The following is a 15359-nucleotide window of genomic DNA, read 5'->3' on the forward strand; positions in this document are numbered from 1 at the left end:
CTCTTTATTGTTCTGCCGCGCAAGGGAGTGCCTTGCAGCGGGAAATGCCGCTGACTGAATACGCGGCTGCCCGCAGAGGGGCAAGATGAATGCAGCGCAAACTGCTGGATGATCAAGGATTAAAGGCTGCGAGACGGTCAAACAGGGTCCGGATGCCAGCACGGTCCACATTGGCAAAGGCAATGCGGAACTGTCGGGCGCCGTCCGGGTCACCCTCGGGCATGAACATGGAGCCCGGCAGCATCAGGATTGACGCCTCTTTGACCAGCCGGCGCGCGATCTGTTCGGAGGGTTCTTCGAACGGGTGCTCGACATAGGCGAAATAAGCGCCGCAGCCCAGCAGTTTCCAGCCTTTTGCGGCCAGCACCGGGAAGCCTTCCTCAATCGCCAGGCGGCGGTCGAGGATTTCCTGGCGTTCGCCTGCCAGCCAATGATGCAGGTTTTCAATACCCCACAGCGCGCCGGCCTGCCCCAGCTGGGAGGGGCAGATGGTGACTGTGTCGAGGAATTTCTCCATCTCAAACAGGCGGTCCGTCGAGGCGGCAATTGCACCGACCCTATGGCCTGTCAGCCGGTAAGCCTTTGAGAAGGAATAGAGATGGATAAGGGTGGTGCCCCAGTCCGGCATCTGGAACAGCCCGTGCGGTGCGCCGCCGCGGCTGTCAAAGTCTCGGTAGGTCTCGTCAACGATCAGCGCCAGCCCGCGGCTGCGGGCGAGGCTGAAGAAAGCCTGAACCAGGCCGCTGGGGTACTCCACACCGCAGGGATTGTTGGGCGTGACCAGCACGATGGCGCGGGTGCGGTCCGAAATCAGCGCTTCTGCTGAGGCCAGATCCGGCAGCATACCTTCGCCCGTTCGAAGCGGCACGGCGGTTACCCCTGCCATGTCCAGCCACATTTTGTGATTGAAGTACCAAGGGACTGGGATGATTACTTCATCGCCTTCACCGCAAAGCGCTGCTATCGCGGCGGCAAAGGCCTGATTGCAGCCGGAGGTGATCCCAACCTGTTCCGGCAAGACCTCTGCCTGATAGTGACGGCACATCTGCTGTGCCAGCGCGCGGCGCAGCGGGTCGTTGCCGAGCACGGGGCCATAGAGATGTGCAGAGACGTCATTGAGCGCAGCATCCGCCAGCGCCTGACGCAACCCTTCCGGCGGAGCTTCTGCCGGGGCGGCCTGACTCACATTCAACAGCAGTCGGTCCGGCGGGAATTCCGCCCCGGCCACCCAGCGGCGCGATTCGACGATAGGCGACACAAAGGTGGCTTGGGTGCGGGGCAGGGGCATGGGCGGCTCCGGGCTGCGTCAGAAACTTCCGGCGCGCCGGTTTGCGCGCCTGCGTATGTCTGGCACGGCGGCCCGGACGGCTCAAGCGGGAACGGCGGTGCTGGAACGGCCAAAGAAAAAGGCGCGCAGTGATGCGCGCCTTTGAAATTCAATCACGGTGCGGATCAATCCTTGCCGCGGTAGGGCTCCACATACTGGAGCGCCATATCCCAAGGGAAGAAGATCCAGGTGTCCTGGCTGACCTCTGTGATGAAAGTGTCCACCATCGGGCGGCCCTTGGGCTTGGCATAGACCGTGGCGAAATGCGCCTTGGGGTACATCTGGCGCACCAGTTCCAGAGTTTTTCCGCTGTCGACCAGATCGTCAATGATCAGCACGCCCTCACCGTCGCCCATCAGGCCCGCATCCGGCGCTTTCAGCACCTCCGCCTCACCCTGGGCCTGATGGTGGTAAGAACGCACCGAGATGGTGTCGACAGTGCGGATATCCAGCTCGCGGCTGACGATCATGGCCGGCGCCATGCCGCCGCGGGTGATTGCCACAACAGCGCGCCAGGCGCCATCCTTGGGGCCTTGCCCGTCCAGACGCCATGCCAGCGCACGGCTGTCGCGGTGGATCTGGTCCCAGCTGATGTGAAAGCCTTTTTCGTGCGGCAAACGATCGGTCATGTTTTGTGCTCCCCGCGGTGTCGCGTCAGCTTGCAGGAGCCCGGACCGTTGCCCAGGGCTCTGCCTGTTCAGTTACTTGGAAATATCCGGCGCATCCACTGCCTTCATGCCGACGACGTGATAGCCTGCATCCACATGCAGGTTCTCGCCGGTCACGCCGGAGCTGAGGTCGGACAGCAGGTAAAGGGCAGATTTGCCTACATCGTCGATGGTCACGTTGCGGCGCAGCGGCGAGTTGTATTCGTTCCACTTCATGATGTAGCGAAAATCGCCGATGCCCGATGCGGCCAGGGTCTTGATCGGGCCGGCAGAGATCGCGTTGACGCGGATGCCGTCTTTGCCCAGGTCCTCTGCCAGGTATTTGACCGACGCTTCCAGTGCGGCCTTGGCAACACCCATCACATTATAATGCGGCATCACCTGCTCGGCACCGTAGTAGGTGAGGGTCAGAAGCGAACCGCCTTCACTCATCATCTTTTCGGCGCGATTAGCAACGGCAGTGAACGAGAACACCGAGATGTCCATGGTCATCTGGAAATTGCTGCGGCTGGTGTCGACATAACGGCCGCGCAGCTCGTTCTTGTCGGAAAAGCCAATGGCGTGAACCACGAAGTCCAGCTTGCCCCATTTGGCTTCCAGTTCGGCAAACAGTGCGTCGATCGACGCTTCGTCCGACACGTCGCAGGGCAGAACGATATTGCTGCCCAGTTGCTCCGCCAGCGGATCAACCCGCTTTTTCAGAGCATCGCCCTGATAGGAAAAGGCAAGCTCGGCCCCGGCATCAGCGCAGGCCTTGGCAATGCCCCACGCGATGGATTTGTCGTTGGCCAGGCCCATGATGAGGCCGCGCTTACCGGCCATCAGTTGACTAGACATGCAGGTTCTCCGCCTGTGATCTGATAATTTAGCGGTGTTTATAATGCCGCGCGGGGCGCTTCAAGGGTTCACGCCCTTGTAGGCGGAAAGGAAGCTCCCTAGGTTGCAATCAAATTACCGTTTGAGGTGCCCATGTCCGACCGTACAGGTATATTTGAAGGCGACGATCCGTTTGCCATTGCCAGGTCCTGGCTTGCAGAGGCGGAGCAGACCGAACCAAATGATGCGAACGCCATTGCACTGGCCACGGTGGACGAGACCGGGCTGCCCAACAGCCGCATGGTTCTGCTCAAGGAAATCGAGGACAGCGCCTTTGTGTTCTATACCAACTACGGCAGTGCCAAGGCGCAGGAACTGGACCATGCGGGCAAGGCAGCCTTTGTGATGCATTGGAAATCGCTGCGCCGTCAGATCCGCGTGCGCGGCGCCATCACCCGCGAGGAAGGGCCGCAGGCCGATGAATATTACAGGTCCCGTTCGCTCAAAAGCAGGCTGGGAGCCTGGGCCTCAAAACAGTCGCAGCCGCTGGACAGCCGCGGCACGCTGATGGCGGAGGTCGCAAAAGTGACAGCGATGAAGGGCCCGAATCCCGAGCGCCCGCCGTTCTGGGGCGGGTACCGTCTGGTGCCGGTTGAGATCGAGTTTTGGGCCGATGGTGCCTTCCGGTTGCACGACCGGTTCCGCTGGCGCCGCGATGACGCATCTGCAGCATGGCAGATCAATCGGCTCAATCCCTGACAGGAATCGTCAGTTTACCTTGGGTCAAGGGGTCTTTCGTGACAATTTCAAGACTTTTTAGCTTGAATTCCAAGGTCAGTTTGGCGCATCAGGACACCATCAAAAAACAAGAAACGCGGTAGGGAATATCCAGTGGCAGAAGATCTCAGCAGCTTGCAGCAAGTTCAGGGGCTGGTGAAGTGGTTCGACCCGGCAAAAGGGTACGGCTTTGTCGTTTCCGACACCGGCGGGCCGGACATTCTTCTGCATGTGAATGTGCTGCGCAATTTCGGGCAAAGCTCTGTCGCGGACGGCGCCCGCATTGAGATCGTGACGCATCAGACTGGACGCGGTGTACAGGCCGTCGAGGTGATCTCGATCCAGCCGCCCGAGCGCGAAGACACCCCGGTGCTGAGCGATTTTGCCGAGCTGGATATGGGTAGCCTGCAAAATGAGCCGCTCGAGCCCGCACGGGTAAAATGGTTCGACAAGGGCAAGGGCTTTGGCTTTGCCAATGTGTTCGGCCGCGGCGAAGACGTTTTCCTGCATGTAGAAGTGCTGCGCCAATCCGGCCTTGCCGATCTGCAGCCCGGCGAAGCGCTGGCGATGCGGGTTATTGATGGCAAGCGCGGCCGCATGGCGGTCGAGGTGCTGGCGTGGGAAGCCGCATTGGCGGCAGGCCACCAGGACTGAGCTGATGTTGCGGCGTCTTCAGTACTGGAGCCTCGCCGCAGCCGCCAGTTTCGTGATGACCGCACCAGGTTTTGCCGGAGAATGCCAATCCGGCCGGGTCGATCTGCGCGGCAGCTGGGGGCAGACCGGATTTTCAGTTGAAATCGCTGACGATGAGCAGGAGCGCGCCCAAGGGCTGATGTTCCGCAAGTCGATGCCGCGCGGGGCAGGGATGCTGTTTGTCTACGACCAGCCCCAGCCCGCGGCGTTTTGGATGAAGAACACCCTGATTCCGCTCGACATCATTTTTCTGAGCGAAAATGGCCTGGTGACCTCAGTGCATGAGAACGCCAAACCCGGCGATCTTACCCCGATCCCGGGCGGAGATAACGTGTTTGCGGTGCTCGAAATCAACGGCGGGCTGGCCCGTCGCTACGGCATCGCATCTGGCACTCAGATGCGGCATCAAATTTTTTCCGCCAGAGGCGCAGTTTGGCCCTGTTAGGGGTTTTCAAATCACTTGGCCGGAGATAGGAAGGCGCACGGTCCGGGGCGTGGCGCAGTCTGGTAGCGCACCTGTTTTGGGTACAGGGGGTCGTGAGTTCGAATCTCGCCGCCCCGACCACTTCTCTCCATAAAACTTCAGCGAATCCCAACTGGCAGAATCTGCTGCCAAGATTCGCCTCACGCTTTTGGAGACACGTGCACCTCAAACACAACCCTAAGCGTTAATACTTCTTTAATACCTTGTTAACACACTCTTAACCAACTGGTGCTGACCCGCATCACTTGATTAATGGCACTGCAGGCCCCGATGCCGCAGCGCCATGATACCATCGGTAGATCACCGTAAAGTTGTTTGAGCGCGACACTTGCTGCCGGCCGGTCAACAGATGTGAATCATTGCCCGGTTGAACCTTAGCTCTGGCCTTTCTGCGAAGCGGCAAGTTACTTGCTTGGCGTAAGAATTCCGGCCTGGCAGCAGAGCAGAGTTTGGCAGCGAAGGACGTGGCAGCCTGTGGATGAATCAATGGCCTTCACCGGACCCTTGAAACCGCGAATAGCGTCAACAGCAAAGATCGTTGCCAAGGGGTAAATTTAACGTTGACCCATTGTGTGTGAATACGCCAAATTGTGGACACCGGTTGCGATGGCACTAAATCTGGTGGGTTAAGGGGCCACAGCAACAACGCTGAAAAACAGCAGACAGTCCTGTGAAGAAAGGCCGGCGAGGGCCGCAAGTGCGTCGAATGCGGCGTGAGCTGGGTATCTGCGTGTTGCGTGGCCGGAATGGCTGGTGCGGGGGCACCGTGACACTTGACCGATGTGTGCTTGAGAAGGGGCAGAGCATGAAGATCGAACGGAAATTCACCAAACCCGGGCAGGATGCTTACGCCGATCTGGCTTTTGTCTCCGCCACCTCGGAGATTCGCAACCCGGACGGGACAATCGTTTTCCGGCTCGACAACATTGAAATCCCTGCGTCGTGGAGCCAGGTGGCCAGCGACGTGATCGCTCAGAAATATTTCCGCAAGGCCGGTGTGCCGTCCCGCCTGAAGAAGGTCCGCGAAAAGGACGTGCCGGAGTTCCTGTGGCGCTCGGTCCCCGATAAAGGCGCGGAGCTGGGCGGCGAGACGTCCTCCAAGCAGGTGTTCGACCGTCTGGCGGGCGCTTGGGCCTATTGGGGCTGGAAGGGCGGCTATTTCTCCTCTGAGACAGATGCGCGCGCCTATTACGACGAGATGCGCTATATGCTGGCGACCCAGCGCTCGGCCCCGAACTCTCCGCAGTGGTTCAACACCGGCCTGCACTGGGCCTATGGCATCGACGGCCCGGCGCAGGGCCATCACTATGTCGACTACAAGACCGGTAAGCTGACCAAGTCGGACAGCGCCTATGAGCACCCGCAGCCGCACGCCTGCTTCATCCAGTCGGTCTCTGACGATCTGGTCAAGGACGGCGGAATCATGGACCTGTGGGTGCGCGAGGCGCGCCTGTTCAAATACGGCTCCGGCACCGGCACCAATTTCTCTCATCTGCGCGCCGAGGGTGAGCCTCTGTCCGGCGGCGGCAAATCCTCCGGTCTGATGGGCTTCCTCAAAATCGGCGACCGCGCGGCGGGCGCCATCAAATCAGGCGGCACAACCCGTCGGGCAGCAAAAATGGTGATCGTCGATGCCGACCACCCGGATATCGAGCAGTTCATCGAATGGAAGGTGCTGGAGGAGCAGAAAGTCGCGTCAATCGTAGCGGGCTCCAAAATGCACGAGAAGATGCTGAACGGCATTTTCGAGGCGATCCGCAACTGGGACGGGGCTGAGGCCGGCGCCTATGACCCGGCGGTCAACGGCGGGCTGAAGTTGGCGATCCGCGAAGCCAAGAAGGTGGCGATCCCGGAAACCTACATCAAGCGGGTGCTGGACTACGCCAAGCAGGGCCACACCTCGATCGAGTTCCCGACCTATGACACCGACTGGGATTCGGAGGCCTACAGCTCTGTCTCCGGTCAAAACTCCAACAACTCGATCCGGGTGACCAACGCGTTCCTGCATGCGGTCGAAAAGGACGCCGACTGGGAACTGTTCAACCGCACCGACGGCCAGGTTGCCAAGGTGATACGGGCGCGCGATCTGTGGGAGAAAGTTGGCCACGCGGCCTGGGCCTGTGCCGATCCCGGCATCCAGTTCCACGACACCGTGAACGAGTGGCACACCTGCCCGGAAGACGGTGAGATTCGCGGCTCAAACCCTTGTTCGGAATACATGTTCCTGGACGATACCGCCTGCAACCTGGCATCGCTGAACCTGCTGAGCTTCCTGAAAGACGGCCAGTTCCAGGCAGATGACTATATGCACTGCAGTCGCCTGTGGACGCTGACGCTGGAAATCTCGGTGATGATGGCGCAGTTCCCCTCCAAGGAAATCGCGCAACGCTCCTACGACTTCCGTACCCTGGGTCTGGGCTATGCCAATATCGGCGGCCTTTTGATGAACATGGGCTACAGCTATGACTCGGATGAGGGCAGGGCGCTTTGCGGTGCGCTGACCGCGCTGATGACCGGTGTTGCCTATGCGACCTCCGCCGAGATCGCATCTGAACTGGGCGCCTTCCCGGGTTATGCGAAAAACGCAGACCACATGCTGCGGGTTATTCGCAACCACCGCAACGCTGCAAAGGGTAACGCTGAGGGCTATGAGGCGCTGGCGGTCAAGCCCGTGCCGCTGGACATCGCCAACTGCCCGGATGCGCTGCTGACAGATCTGGCCGCCAGCGCCTGGGACGAAGCACTGGAACTGGGCGAAGAGCACGGCTACCGCAACGCCCAGACCACGGTAATTGCGCCAACCGGCACCATTGGCCTGGTTATGGACTGCGACACCACAGGCATCGAGCCGGACTTTGCCCTGGTGAAGTTCAAGAAGCTGGCGGGCGGCGGCTACTTCAAGATCATCAACCGTTCGGTGCCGTCGGCGCTGGAGGGGCTGGGCTACAGTTCCTCGCAGATCGAGGAAATCGTGTCCTACGCGGTGGGCCATGGCTCCATCGGAAATGCGCCGGGCATCAACCACACCTCGCTGGCAGGACATGGATTTGGCCCCAATGAGCTGGCCAAGGTAGACGCCGCGCTGGAATCGGCTTTCGACATCCGCTTCGTGTTCAATCAGTGGACCCTGGGCGAAGATTTCTGCACTGGCGTGCTGGGCATCCCGGCGACCAAGCTGAATGATCCGACTTTCGACCTGCTGCGCCACCTGGGCTTTACCAAGGCGGACATCGAGGCGGCCAATGACCACGTCTGCGGCACCATGACTCTGGAAGGTGCGCCGCATCTGCAGGAAGAGCACTATGCGATCTTTGACTGTGCCAACCCGTGCGGCAAGAAAGGCAAGCGCTTCCTGAGCGTTGACAGCCATATCTACATGATGGCGGCAGCCCAGAGTTTCATCTCCGGTGCGATTTCCAAAACAATCAACATGCCGAATTCGGCCACTATCGAGGACTGCCAGAAGGCCTATGAGCTGAGCTGGAGCCTGGGCATCAAGGCCAATGCGCTGTATCGCGACGGCTCCAAATTGAGCCAGCCGCTGGCGGCGGCGCTGGTCGAAGATGATGACGACGCGGCAGAAGTGCTGGAAAGCGGCTCCAGCCAAGAGAAGGCCGCAGTGCTGGCTGAGAAGATCGTCGAGAAAGTGGTCATCAAGGAGGTGCTGAAATCGCACCGCACCAAGATGCCGCAACGGCGCAAAGGTTATACTCAGAAGGCAGTAGTCGGCGGCCACAAGGTGTATCTGCGCACAGGCGAATATGAGGACGGTAACCTCGGCGAGATCTTCATCGACATGCACAAGGAAGGCGCTGGCTTCCGGGCGATGATGAACAACTTCGCCATCGCGGTGTCGGTCGGCCTGCAGTACGGCGTGCCCCTGGAGGAATTTGTCGACGCCTTCACCTTCACCAAGTTCGAGCCCGCAGGCATGGTCCAGGGCAACGACTCGATCAAGAATGCGACCTCAATCCTCGACTACGTGTTCCGCGAACTGGCTGTTTCCTATCTCGACCGCACCGATCTGGCGCATGTGAAACCGGAAGGCGCAACCTTTGACGATCTGGGCCGCGGCGAAGAAGAAGGCGTGTCGAACCTGTCCGAACTGAGTGAAAGCGCGGCGACCCGTTCGCTGGAAGTGCTGAAACAGATTTCGTCGACCGGCTATCTGCGCAAGCGGCTGCCGCAGGATCTGGTGGTGCTGCAGGGCGGCCAGACTGACGCGGGCGTGCTGGGCACTGGCACTGATCCGGTTGCGGCGCTGCAAACCCTGGTGCCGGAAACAAGTTCAGCACCGGCGCAAAGCACTGGTGGAATGGATGCACGCACCAAGGCAAAAATGCAAGGGTATGAAGGCGAGGCCTGCGGCGAGTGCGGCAACTACACGCTGGTCCGCAACGGCACCTGCATGAAATGCAACACCTGCGGGGGAACCTCCGGCTGCAGCTGAGGTCCTTCGCTTGCGGCGCCGGTCTTACCCCCGACGGCGCCGCATCCAAACACGGCAGGCAGGCTTAAAGCCGCTTGTGACGACATCAGGAACGGGTGCGCCCGTTCTGAACACCGGGATGGCCCAGGTAAGAACAAACTTTCGGGCAGTCAATGAAGGAGCCTGACCGGTGACAACTGGCTTCCTCTGGATCAGAGGGAGCCATTTTCTTTTAGGGGCTCGTTTTAGCCGCGCCAACAGTAGTCTTATAATCAGAATTATGGTAAATAGTTGGGCGATCCGAGTGGCTGTGGCAGCTAATTATTCGCAAGATCAGCGCTTTAGAGGTCTCAGCAAGCCCTCTTGGGCAACACTGGCTACCAATTTCCCGTCTTCTGTAAAGATAGATCCGCGATTAAAACCGCGGGCGCTGCCTGCAAATGGCGCGTCCATCGAATACAAATGCCAATTCTGCAATTGCACTGGAGCGTGGAACCACATCGCGTGGTCCAGACTTGCCGTCATGGCTTCGGGATTGTGAAACGTCAGCCCATGCGGACGCATCGAGGATCCCAGCAGCCCGAAGTCCGACACATAGGCCAGCAGAATGTGCTGCAGTTCCGGGCCAGCGCCGCGTGCCGCTTCCATTCGAACCCACATCTGATTGGCATCACTGGTTTTTTCGGGTGCCATCGGGTCGCGCGGCTCCACCTCGCGGATTTCAAACGGCCGCGGCCGGAGCAGTTCAGCCTGCTTGTCCTGCGCAAATCGGTTGGCATTCCGCTTGAGGATTTTGTGGCGCGGCTCCAAGCTGCCCGGATCCGGCACCTCGGGTATTTTGTGCTGATGATCCCAGCCGTCTTCCTGAGCATGAAAGGAAGCTGCCAAGTTCAGGATTTGCTTTCCGTTCTGCATCGCCACAACCCGCCGCGTGGTAAAACTGCGGCCGTCGCGCGCGGGATCAACCTCGTAGATTACCGGCCTTGACGGATCACCGGGCCGGATGAAATACGCATGAAGAGAATGGCATAAACGTCCGGAAATAGTAGAATAAGCCGCAGTTAATGCCTGCGCGATCACTTGCCCGCCGTAGATCCGCGTCGGGGTTTCACCACCAGATCCGGACCCTCGGAAAAGATTGGTGTCCAGGCATTCAAGATCCAGGAGATCAAGCAGAACTTTGGCGGTATCAGTCATAGGTATTTCTTTCCATTCACCAGCCGTGTTGCCGGAAATGCACGTTAGTCTGTGATGGCGCCATGCACCAGTGCCTTGAGTTCCGGGCGTGATGGATATGAGCTGGAGGGTGCCAGCTGGGTCAGAAACACCACTGACAAGTCCAGTTTCCGGTCGACCCAGAAAAAGGTTGAGGCTATTCCGCCCCAGCTGAAGTCTCCGATGGAACCAGGACAGCGGGCACGTGCAGGATTCAGCACGACCGCACCACCAAGCCCGAAGCCCATTCCTTCCATAGGCTGCTCTGCAAAACTGCTGGGCCCCATCGATGCAATATCGCCAGAAAGATGGTTTTGCATCATAAAATCAATCACATACGGGCTGATAAGGAAACCATCTTTGCAACGGCCCCGCTGCCGGAGCATCTCAGCAAACACCATGTAGTCATCAATTGTGCCAACCAGCCCGCCACCGCCTGACTGCATGCTGGCCTGCTCAAAAGGAGAGTTCCCGTGACTGTCAGTGAGGCGCAAGCTGTCGTTGCCTGAATCCGCAGAGTTGAGCGCCATGGCATCACCGGCAAGCGGCGTATAGAGCGAGGCAAAGCGGCTCCCTGCCCCGTCTGGCACCTGAAATCCGGTCTCTGCCATGCCCAGCGGCTCAAAGATTTCACTGCTCAGAAAGCTGCCCAGCGTCTTGCCGGACACAACCTCCACAACCCGGCCCAGTACATCCGTTGCCACCGAATATTCCCAGCGGCTCCCCGGCTTGAATGCCAGAGGCAGCTCTGCCAGGCGCGCAACCATGGAAGACAGCGGACCATGGTCCGGCTTGAACAGGATATCTTCTCCCGCCATTGCTTGGGGTAAAACTCCCGGATTGAACGGATAACTCAGCCCGCTGGTATGTGTCAGCAGCTGATGCAGTGTCGGCACCTGGCATGGTTCAGTCTGATCGATGGCCGTTGCAGCCGGTATCAGTGCCCTCATGCTACTGAATTCCGGGAGGAAATCGCTGACTGGCGCATCCAGGTGAAACGCGCCGCGTTCCAGCAGCATCATAACAGCCAGCGACGTCACAGGCTTGGTCATTGAGTAGAGCCGCACCAGCGTATCGCGGGTATATGGCAGGTTCTCTTCCATGTTCCGCATCCCAGCGGCATGGAAGTAGATTTCCTCACCACCGCGGCGGATCAGCAATGTGCTTCCAGGATATTTCCGTTGGTCCGCATAGCGTTGCTGCCAGGAGTTAATTCTCCCCACTAGCTCAGGGTTCATTGGCGCCTCCCGTCCATACCCGGTAATTCCCACTGGGACTTGGGGGATAATGCGTTGAACGTTTGGCCAGGTCGAGCGGATCTTGTGTCTTTGGTTGAGCGGATCACTTTGCATTGCACCACAGGTATCAACTCAGCAGCATCCCGGTTTCTTCAACCAGAGCAAGTTGCCTCACGTTTTTTTCGCCTAAATACGTTTGTGTGTTCGCATTCGAAATAAATTTGTCTTAGAAGTTCAAAGGGAAAGACGGCAAGGACATACCGATGGCGAGTATTCTGGTTTTGAACGGACCCAACCTGAACCTGCTTGGCACCCGCCAGCCGGAGGTCTATGGCTCTGTGACATTGGCAATGGTTGAGGACGCTTGTGCGGATCATGCCGCGAAGCTGGGTTTGGAAGTAGCTTGCCTGCAATCGAACCACGAGGGCGTTCTTATTGACGCGATCCATGATGCCAAGGGCCGCCATCAGGGGATTATCCTGAATGCCGGAGCCTATACGCACACCTCAATCGCACTGATGGATGCCTTGATTTCCGTGGAAATTCCGGCTGTTGAAGTGCATCTTTCAAACATTCATGCACGCGAGGCGTTCCGCCACACCTCCTACATATCCAAGGCAGCACTGGGACAGATCTGCGGATTTGGCGCACAGGGTTTTTTGCTGGCACTAGATGCTCTGGCGGCGCATTTGAAGGGTGCCGGTTCAGCATGAAAATCCGTAGATACCTGAATTTTGTCTGCGGTGCGCAGAGCTTGGAGGAGTTGTGGCATGGCCACGTTCAGCAGATGTCAGAGTACGGGTTCGACAGGCTGATCTACGGGCACACGCGCTACAAGACAGAGACATCTTTGGGGGATCCGGATGACTTCGTCATCTTGTCCAACCATGAGAACGCGTACTTGGACGGCTTCCTGCGCAAGGGGCTCTATTTTCACGCGCCGATGCTCCGCTGGGCTCTAGAGAATGAGGGCCCCGGTAGCTGGCGGATTGTCCAGGAAATGGCCGCAAAAGGCGCTCTGGGTCCCGAAGCTCTGAAAGTACACGAATTCAACCAGGCCCTGGACATGAAAGCGGGCTATACGATTAGCTTTTGCTCCTCCTCTCCACGCTACAAAGGTGCAATTTCCCTGGCCGCCCGGCCGGGCCTGTCTCAGGATCAGGTAGATGCACTGTGGCAGGATGAGGGCGAGGATATTGTCCTGATGAACAACGTGGCGCATTTGAAGATCCTCACCCTGCCCTATGAAACTCCGCACCGGAGCCTCACCAAGCGGCAGCGGGAGGTGCTGCAATGGGTCGGTGATGGCAAGACGACTCAGGATATTGCATTGCTGATGGGACTGACGCCGGCGACAATTGAAAAACACCTTCGCTTGGCACGGGAATCTTTGTCAGTGGAGACCACTGCGCAGGCTGTCCTGAAAGCTGCCCTTTACAACCAGATGTATGTTGTGGACGCCTAAGGCTCGAACCAAACCGCCTCCAATCCGGCCTCAGCTTAGAAGCTTATAGCGTTGAAATAATGGAGGTTTTACATGTTAAGTATCCTCCAGCTGAAGGCACCCACTCGCTAACAGCAGCGCAAAAGACGTTAATTAGCGTCAAAAAGTATGGTATTCTGTACTACCGCTAAAGGATAATTCATTGCAAATTCCTCATGTTCCGTGAGTGGTGGCTTTGGCCAAGGAACTTTGGGTATCGAACCTTGCGATTACAAGGCTCTCCTACCTGGTCTGGGGCAGGCACGTATAGATCCGTGTTCTGCCCCGATATATGAGGGGTCCTGCCCATCCCCATCAGCGGGGCCCCTCGCACTTCCGCTGCAACAGTTTTTTTCCTAATCGCAGGTGGCTGGAGCCATGTCATTGGACAGTCTTCTCATGCCTGCCTTCTCACACAAAAAAACCGGCAGGAGAGATCTCCTGCCGGTTTCCGAACTTGATGCGTTTGGACCAGATCAGCCCTGAACAGCTTTGGCAACTTCTGCTGCGAAGTCTTCTTTCTCGACCTCGATACCTTCGCCGACTTCCACACGGACAAAGCCGGTGATGGTGGCGCCTGCTTCCTTGGCTGCGGCTTCCACGGTCAGGTCAGGGTTCACGACGAACTGCTGGTTCAGCAGGGTCGACTCAGCCACGAATTTCTTCATGCGGCCTTCGATCATCTTCTCGATCACCTGCTCCGGCTTGCCGGATTCGCGGGCGATGTCGATCTGAACCTGCTTTTCCTTCTCAACGATGGAGGCATCCAGGTCAGCTTCGGACAGCGCCGCCGGGTTCACGGCTGCGATGTGCATTGCAACCTGTTTGCCGATGGTTTCGTCGCCGCCGTTCATTGCAACCAGAACGCCGATTTTGCCCATGCCGGCAGTTGCCGCGTTGTGGACGTAGGACACGACGGTCTCGCCTTCCAGCGTTTCCATGCGGCGCAGCGACATGTTTTCGCCGATGGTGGCGATCTTGTCGGTCAGGGTCTCGGCAACGGATTTGCCGCCCAGATCTGCTGCAGCCAGGGCTTCGACGTCAGCGGCGCCCAGAGCTGCGGTGGCGATTTTGCCAACCATTTCCTGGAATTCGCCGTTCTTTGCAACGAAGTCGGTTTCGGAGTTCACCTCGACGGCAACGCCCTTGCCGCCTTCGACGACAACAGCCACTAGGCCTTCTGCGGCGGTGCGGCCGGATTTCTTGGCGGCTTTCGCCAGGCCTTTGGTGCGCAGCCAGTCAACGGCGGCTTCCATGTTGCCGTCGTTCTCGACCAGTGCTTTTTTCGCGTCCATCATGCCTGCGCCGGTGGATTCGCGCAGTTCTTTCACCATTGCTGCAGTGATTGCCATCTCTTGGCTCTCCTCAATTCAAAAACAGATTTGGGGCAGGTGATACCCTGCCCCGCATGTCAGTTCCGTGACAGAACGGATCAGGCTTCGGCGGCTGCTTCTTCAGCAACGGCCTCTTCTGCCGGTGCTTCTTCCAGTGCGCCCAGGTCAACGCCTGCTGCGCCCAGCTGAGCCGACATGCCGTCCAGAGCCGCACGGGCAACCAGGTCGCAGTACAGCGAGATGGCGCGCGATGCGTCGTCGTTGCCCGGGATGATGAAGTCAACGCCATCGGGGGAGCAGTTGGTGTCGACAACAGCCACAACCGGGATACCCAGTTTCTTGGCTTCGGCGATGGCCAGTGCTTCTTTTTTCACGTCGATGACGAACAGCAGGTCCGGCACGCCGCCCATTTCGCGGATGCCGCCCAGGGAGGCCTGCAGCTTCTCTTGATCGCGCTCCATGCCCAGACGCTCTTTTTTGGTCAGGCCTTCGGCGCCGCCGGACATCTTCTCGTCGATTTCCTTCAGGCGGTTGATCGACTGGGAAACGGTTTTCCAGTTGGTCAGAGTGCCGCCCAGCCAACGGTGGTTCATGTAGTACTGAGCAGATTTCTCAGCAGCTTCGGCGATCGGGCCAGCTGCCTGGCGCTTGGTGCCGACGAACAGGATGCGGCCGCCCTTGGCGACGGTGTCACGGACAACCTGCAGCGCCTGGTCCAGCATCGGAACAGTCTGGGTCAGGTCCATGATGTGGATGCCGTTGCGCGCGCCATAGATGAAGGGCGACATGCGCGGGTTCCAGCGCTGAGTCTGGTGGCCGAAGTGAACGCCAGCTTCCAGCAGCTGACGCATGGAGAACTCAGGAAGAGCCATGCTAATATATCCTTTCCGGTTTC

13 protein-coding genes and 1 tRNA gene are annotated in these 15359 nt (G+C 58.8%); 7 read left to right on the forward strand and 7 right to left on the reverse strand.

Going from position 1 to position 15359, the window contains the following annotated elements:
• Nucleotides 1-112: 112 nt before the first annotated feature.
• The 3 genes from RA26_RS09150 to fabI form a co-directional block, all read right to left on the reverse strand.
• Nucleotides 113-1288 carry an aminotransferase gene (locus RA26_RS09150; RefSeq protein WP_039182931.1) on the reverse strand — a complete coding sequence of 392 codons (1176 nt, stop codon included), beginning with the start codon at nucleotides 1286-1288 and terminating at the stop codon, nucleotides 113-115.
• A gap of 164 nt (nucleotides 1289-1452) precedes the next feature.
• Nucleotides 1453-1956 (reverse strand): xanthine phosphoribosyltransferase, encoded by a 504-nt coding sequence (gpt, locus tag RA26_RS09155; RefSeq protein ID WP_039182933.1) that lies wholly within the window; start codon nucleotides 1954-1956, stop codon nucleotides 1453-1455.
• A gap of 72 nt (nucleotides 1957-2028) precedes the next feature.
• Nucleotides 2029-2832: an enoyl-ACP reductase FabI gene (gene fabI, locus RA26_RS09160; RefSeq protein WP_039182935.1), complete on the reverse strand. Its 804-nt coding sequence runs from the start codon at nucleotides 2830-2832 to the stop codon at nucleotides 2029-2031.
• 132 nt (nucleotides 2833-2964) lie between these two features.
• Here fabI and pdxH point away from each other — a divergent pair, with 132 nt between their 5' ends.
• The 5 genes from pdxH (at nucleotide 2965) to RA26_RS09185 (ending at nucleotide 9215) form a co-directional block, all read left to right on the forward strand.
• Entirely contained in the window at nucleotides 2965-3570 is a 606-nt protein-coding gene (pdxH, locus tag RA26_RS09165; RefSeq protein WP_039182937.1) for a pyridoxamine 5'-phosphate oxidase, read from the forward strand.
• Nucleotides 3571-3702: 132 nt separating this feature from the next.
• On the forward strand, nucleotides 3703-4242 hold the full coding sequence (locus tag RA26_RS09170; protein ID WP_039182939.1) for a cold-shock protein: 540 nt from the start codon (nucleotides 3703-3705) through the stop codon (nucleotides 4240-4242).
• A 4-nt stretch (nucleotides 4243-4246) separates the two neighbouring features.
• Nucleotides 4247-4726 carry a DUF192 domain-containing protein gene (locus RA26_RS09175; protein ID WP_039182940.1) on the forward strand — a complete coding sequence of 160 codons (480 nt, stop codon included), beginning with the start codon at nucleotides 4247-4249 and terminating at the stop codon, nucleotides 4724-4726.
• Nucleotides 4727-4769: 43 nt separating this feature from the next.
• A tRNA-Pro gene (locus RA26_RS09180) sits at nucleotides 4770-4846 on the forward strand.
• 724 nt (nucleotides 4847-5570) lie between these two features.
• Nucleotides 5571-9215: a vitamin B12-dependent ribonucleotide reductase gene (locus RA26_RS09185; protein ID WP_039182942.1), complete on the forward strand. Its 3645-nt coding sequence runs from the start codon at nucleotides 5571-5573 to the stop codon at nucleotides 9213-9215.
• 312 nt (nucleotides 9216-9527) lie between these two features.
• Here RA26_RS09185 and RA26_RS09190 read toward each other — a convergent pair whose 3' ends face one another.
• Entirely contained in the window at nucleotides 9528-10391 is an 864-nt protein-coding gene (locus RA26_RS09190) for an acyl-CoA thioesterase (RefSeq protein ID WP_039182944.1), read from the reverse strand.
• Between the two features lie 44 nt (nucleotides 10392-10435).
• Nucleotides 10436-11647 (reverse strand): serine hydrolase domain-containing protein, encoded by a 1212-nt coding sequence (locus RA26_RS09195; RefSeq protein WP_039182946.1) that lies wholly within the window; start codon nucleotides 11645-11647, stop codon nucleotides 10436-10438.
• A gap of 263 nt (nucleotides 11648-11910) precedes the next feature.
• Here RA26_RS09195 and aroQ point away from each other — a divergent pair, with 263 nt between their 5' ends.
• Nucleotides 11911-12360 carry a type II 3-dehydroquinate dehydratase gene (gene aroQ, locus RA26_RS09200; RefSeq protein WP_039182947.1) on the forward strand — a complete coding sequence of 150 codons (450 nt, stop codon included), beginning with the start codon at nucleotides 11911-11913 and terminating at the stop codon, nucleotides 12358-12360.
• Nucleotides 12357-13112: a LuxR family transcriptional regulator gene (locus tag RA26_RS09205; protein WP_039182949.1), complete on the forward strand. Its 756-nt coding sequence runs from the start codon at nucleotides 12357-12359 to the stop codon at nucleotides 13110-13112. The genes aroQ and RA26_RS09205 overlap by 4 nt, the downstream gene beginning before the upstream one ends.
• A 494-nt stretch (nucleotides 13113-13606) precedes the next feature.
• On the opposite strand, the gene tsf is transcribed toward RA26_RS09205, so the two are convergent.
• Nucleotides 13607-14482, reverse strand: coding sequence for a translation elongation factor Ts (gene tsf / locus RA26_RS09210; RefSeq protein WP_039182951.1), 876 nt, complete (start codon nucleotides 14480-14482; stop codon nucleotides 13607-13609).
• An 80-nt stretch (nucleotides 14483-14562) separates the two neighbouring features.
• Nucleotides 14563-15336 (reverse strand): 30S ribosomal protein S2, encoded by a 774-nt coding sequence (rpsB, locus tag RA26_RS09215; RefSeq protein WP_039182953.1) that lies wholly within the window; start codon nucleotides 15334-15336, stop codon nucleotides 14563-14565.
• Between the last annotated feature and the right edge of the window lie 23 nt (nucleotides 15337-15359).

This window comes from Leisingera sp. ANG-M7 (assembly GCF_000813965.1).
In the GTDB taxonomy this organism is placed as follows: domain Bacteria; phylum Pseudomonadota; class Alphaproteobacteria; order Rhodobacterales; family Rhodobacteraceae; genus Leisingera.

Excerpts from the sequence above, each read along its gene's own strand:
- RA26_RS09150 (WP_039182931.1), bottom strand. The coding sequence starts at position 1,288 with ATGCCCCTGCCCCGCACCCAAGCCACCTTTGTGTCGCCTATCGTCGAA.
- gpt (WP_039182933.1), bottom strand. The coding sequence starts at position 1,956 with ATGACCGATCGTTTGCCGCACGAAAAAGGCTTTCACATCAGCTGGGAC.
- fabI (WP_039182935.1), bottom strand. The coding sequence starts at position 2,832 with ATGTCTAGTCAACTGATGGCCGGTAAGCGCGGCCTCATCATGGGCCTG.
- pdxH (WP_039182937.1), top strand. The coding sequence starts at position 2,965 with ATGTCCGACCGTACAGGTATATTTGAAGGCGACGATCCGTTTGCCATT.
- RA26_RS09175 (WP_039182940.1), top strand. The coding sequence starts at position 4,247 with ATGTTGCGGCGTCTTCAGTACTGGAGCCTCGCCGCAGCCGCCAGTTTC.
- RA26_RS09185 (WP_039182942.1), top strand. The coding sequence starts at position 5,571 with ATGAAGATCGAACGGAAATTCACCAAACCCGGGCAGGATGCTTACGCC.
- RA26_RS09190 (WP_039182944.1), bottom strand. The coding sequence starts at position 10,391 with ATGACTGATACCGCCAAAGTTCTGCTTGATCTCCTGGATCTTGAATGC.
- RA26_RS09195 (WP_039182946.1), bottom strand. The coding sequence starts at position 11,647 with ATGAACCCTGAGCTAGTGGGGAGAATTAACTCCTGGCAGCAACGCTAT.
- aroQ (WP_039182947.1), top strand. The coding sequence starts at position 11,911 with ATGGCGAGTATTCTGGTTTTGAACGGACCCAACCTGAACCTGCTTGGC.
- RA26_RS09205 (WP_039182949.1), top strand. The coding sequence starts at position 12,357 with ATGAAAATCCGTAGATACCTGAATTTTGTCTGCGGTGCGCAGAGCTTG.
- tsf (WP_039182951.1), bottom strand. The coding sequence starts at position 14,482 with ATGGCAATCACTGCAGCAATGGTGAAAGAACTGCGCGAATCCACCGGC.
- rpsB (WP_039182953.1), bottom strand. The coding sequence starts at position 15,336 with ATGGCTCTTCCTGAGTTCTCCATGCGTCAGCTGCTGGAAGCTGGCGTT.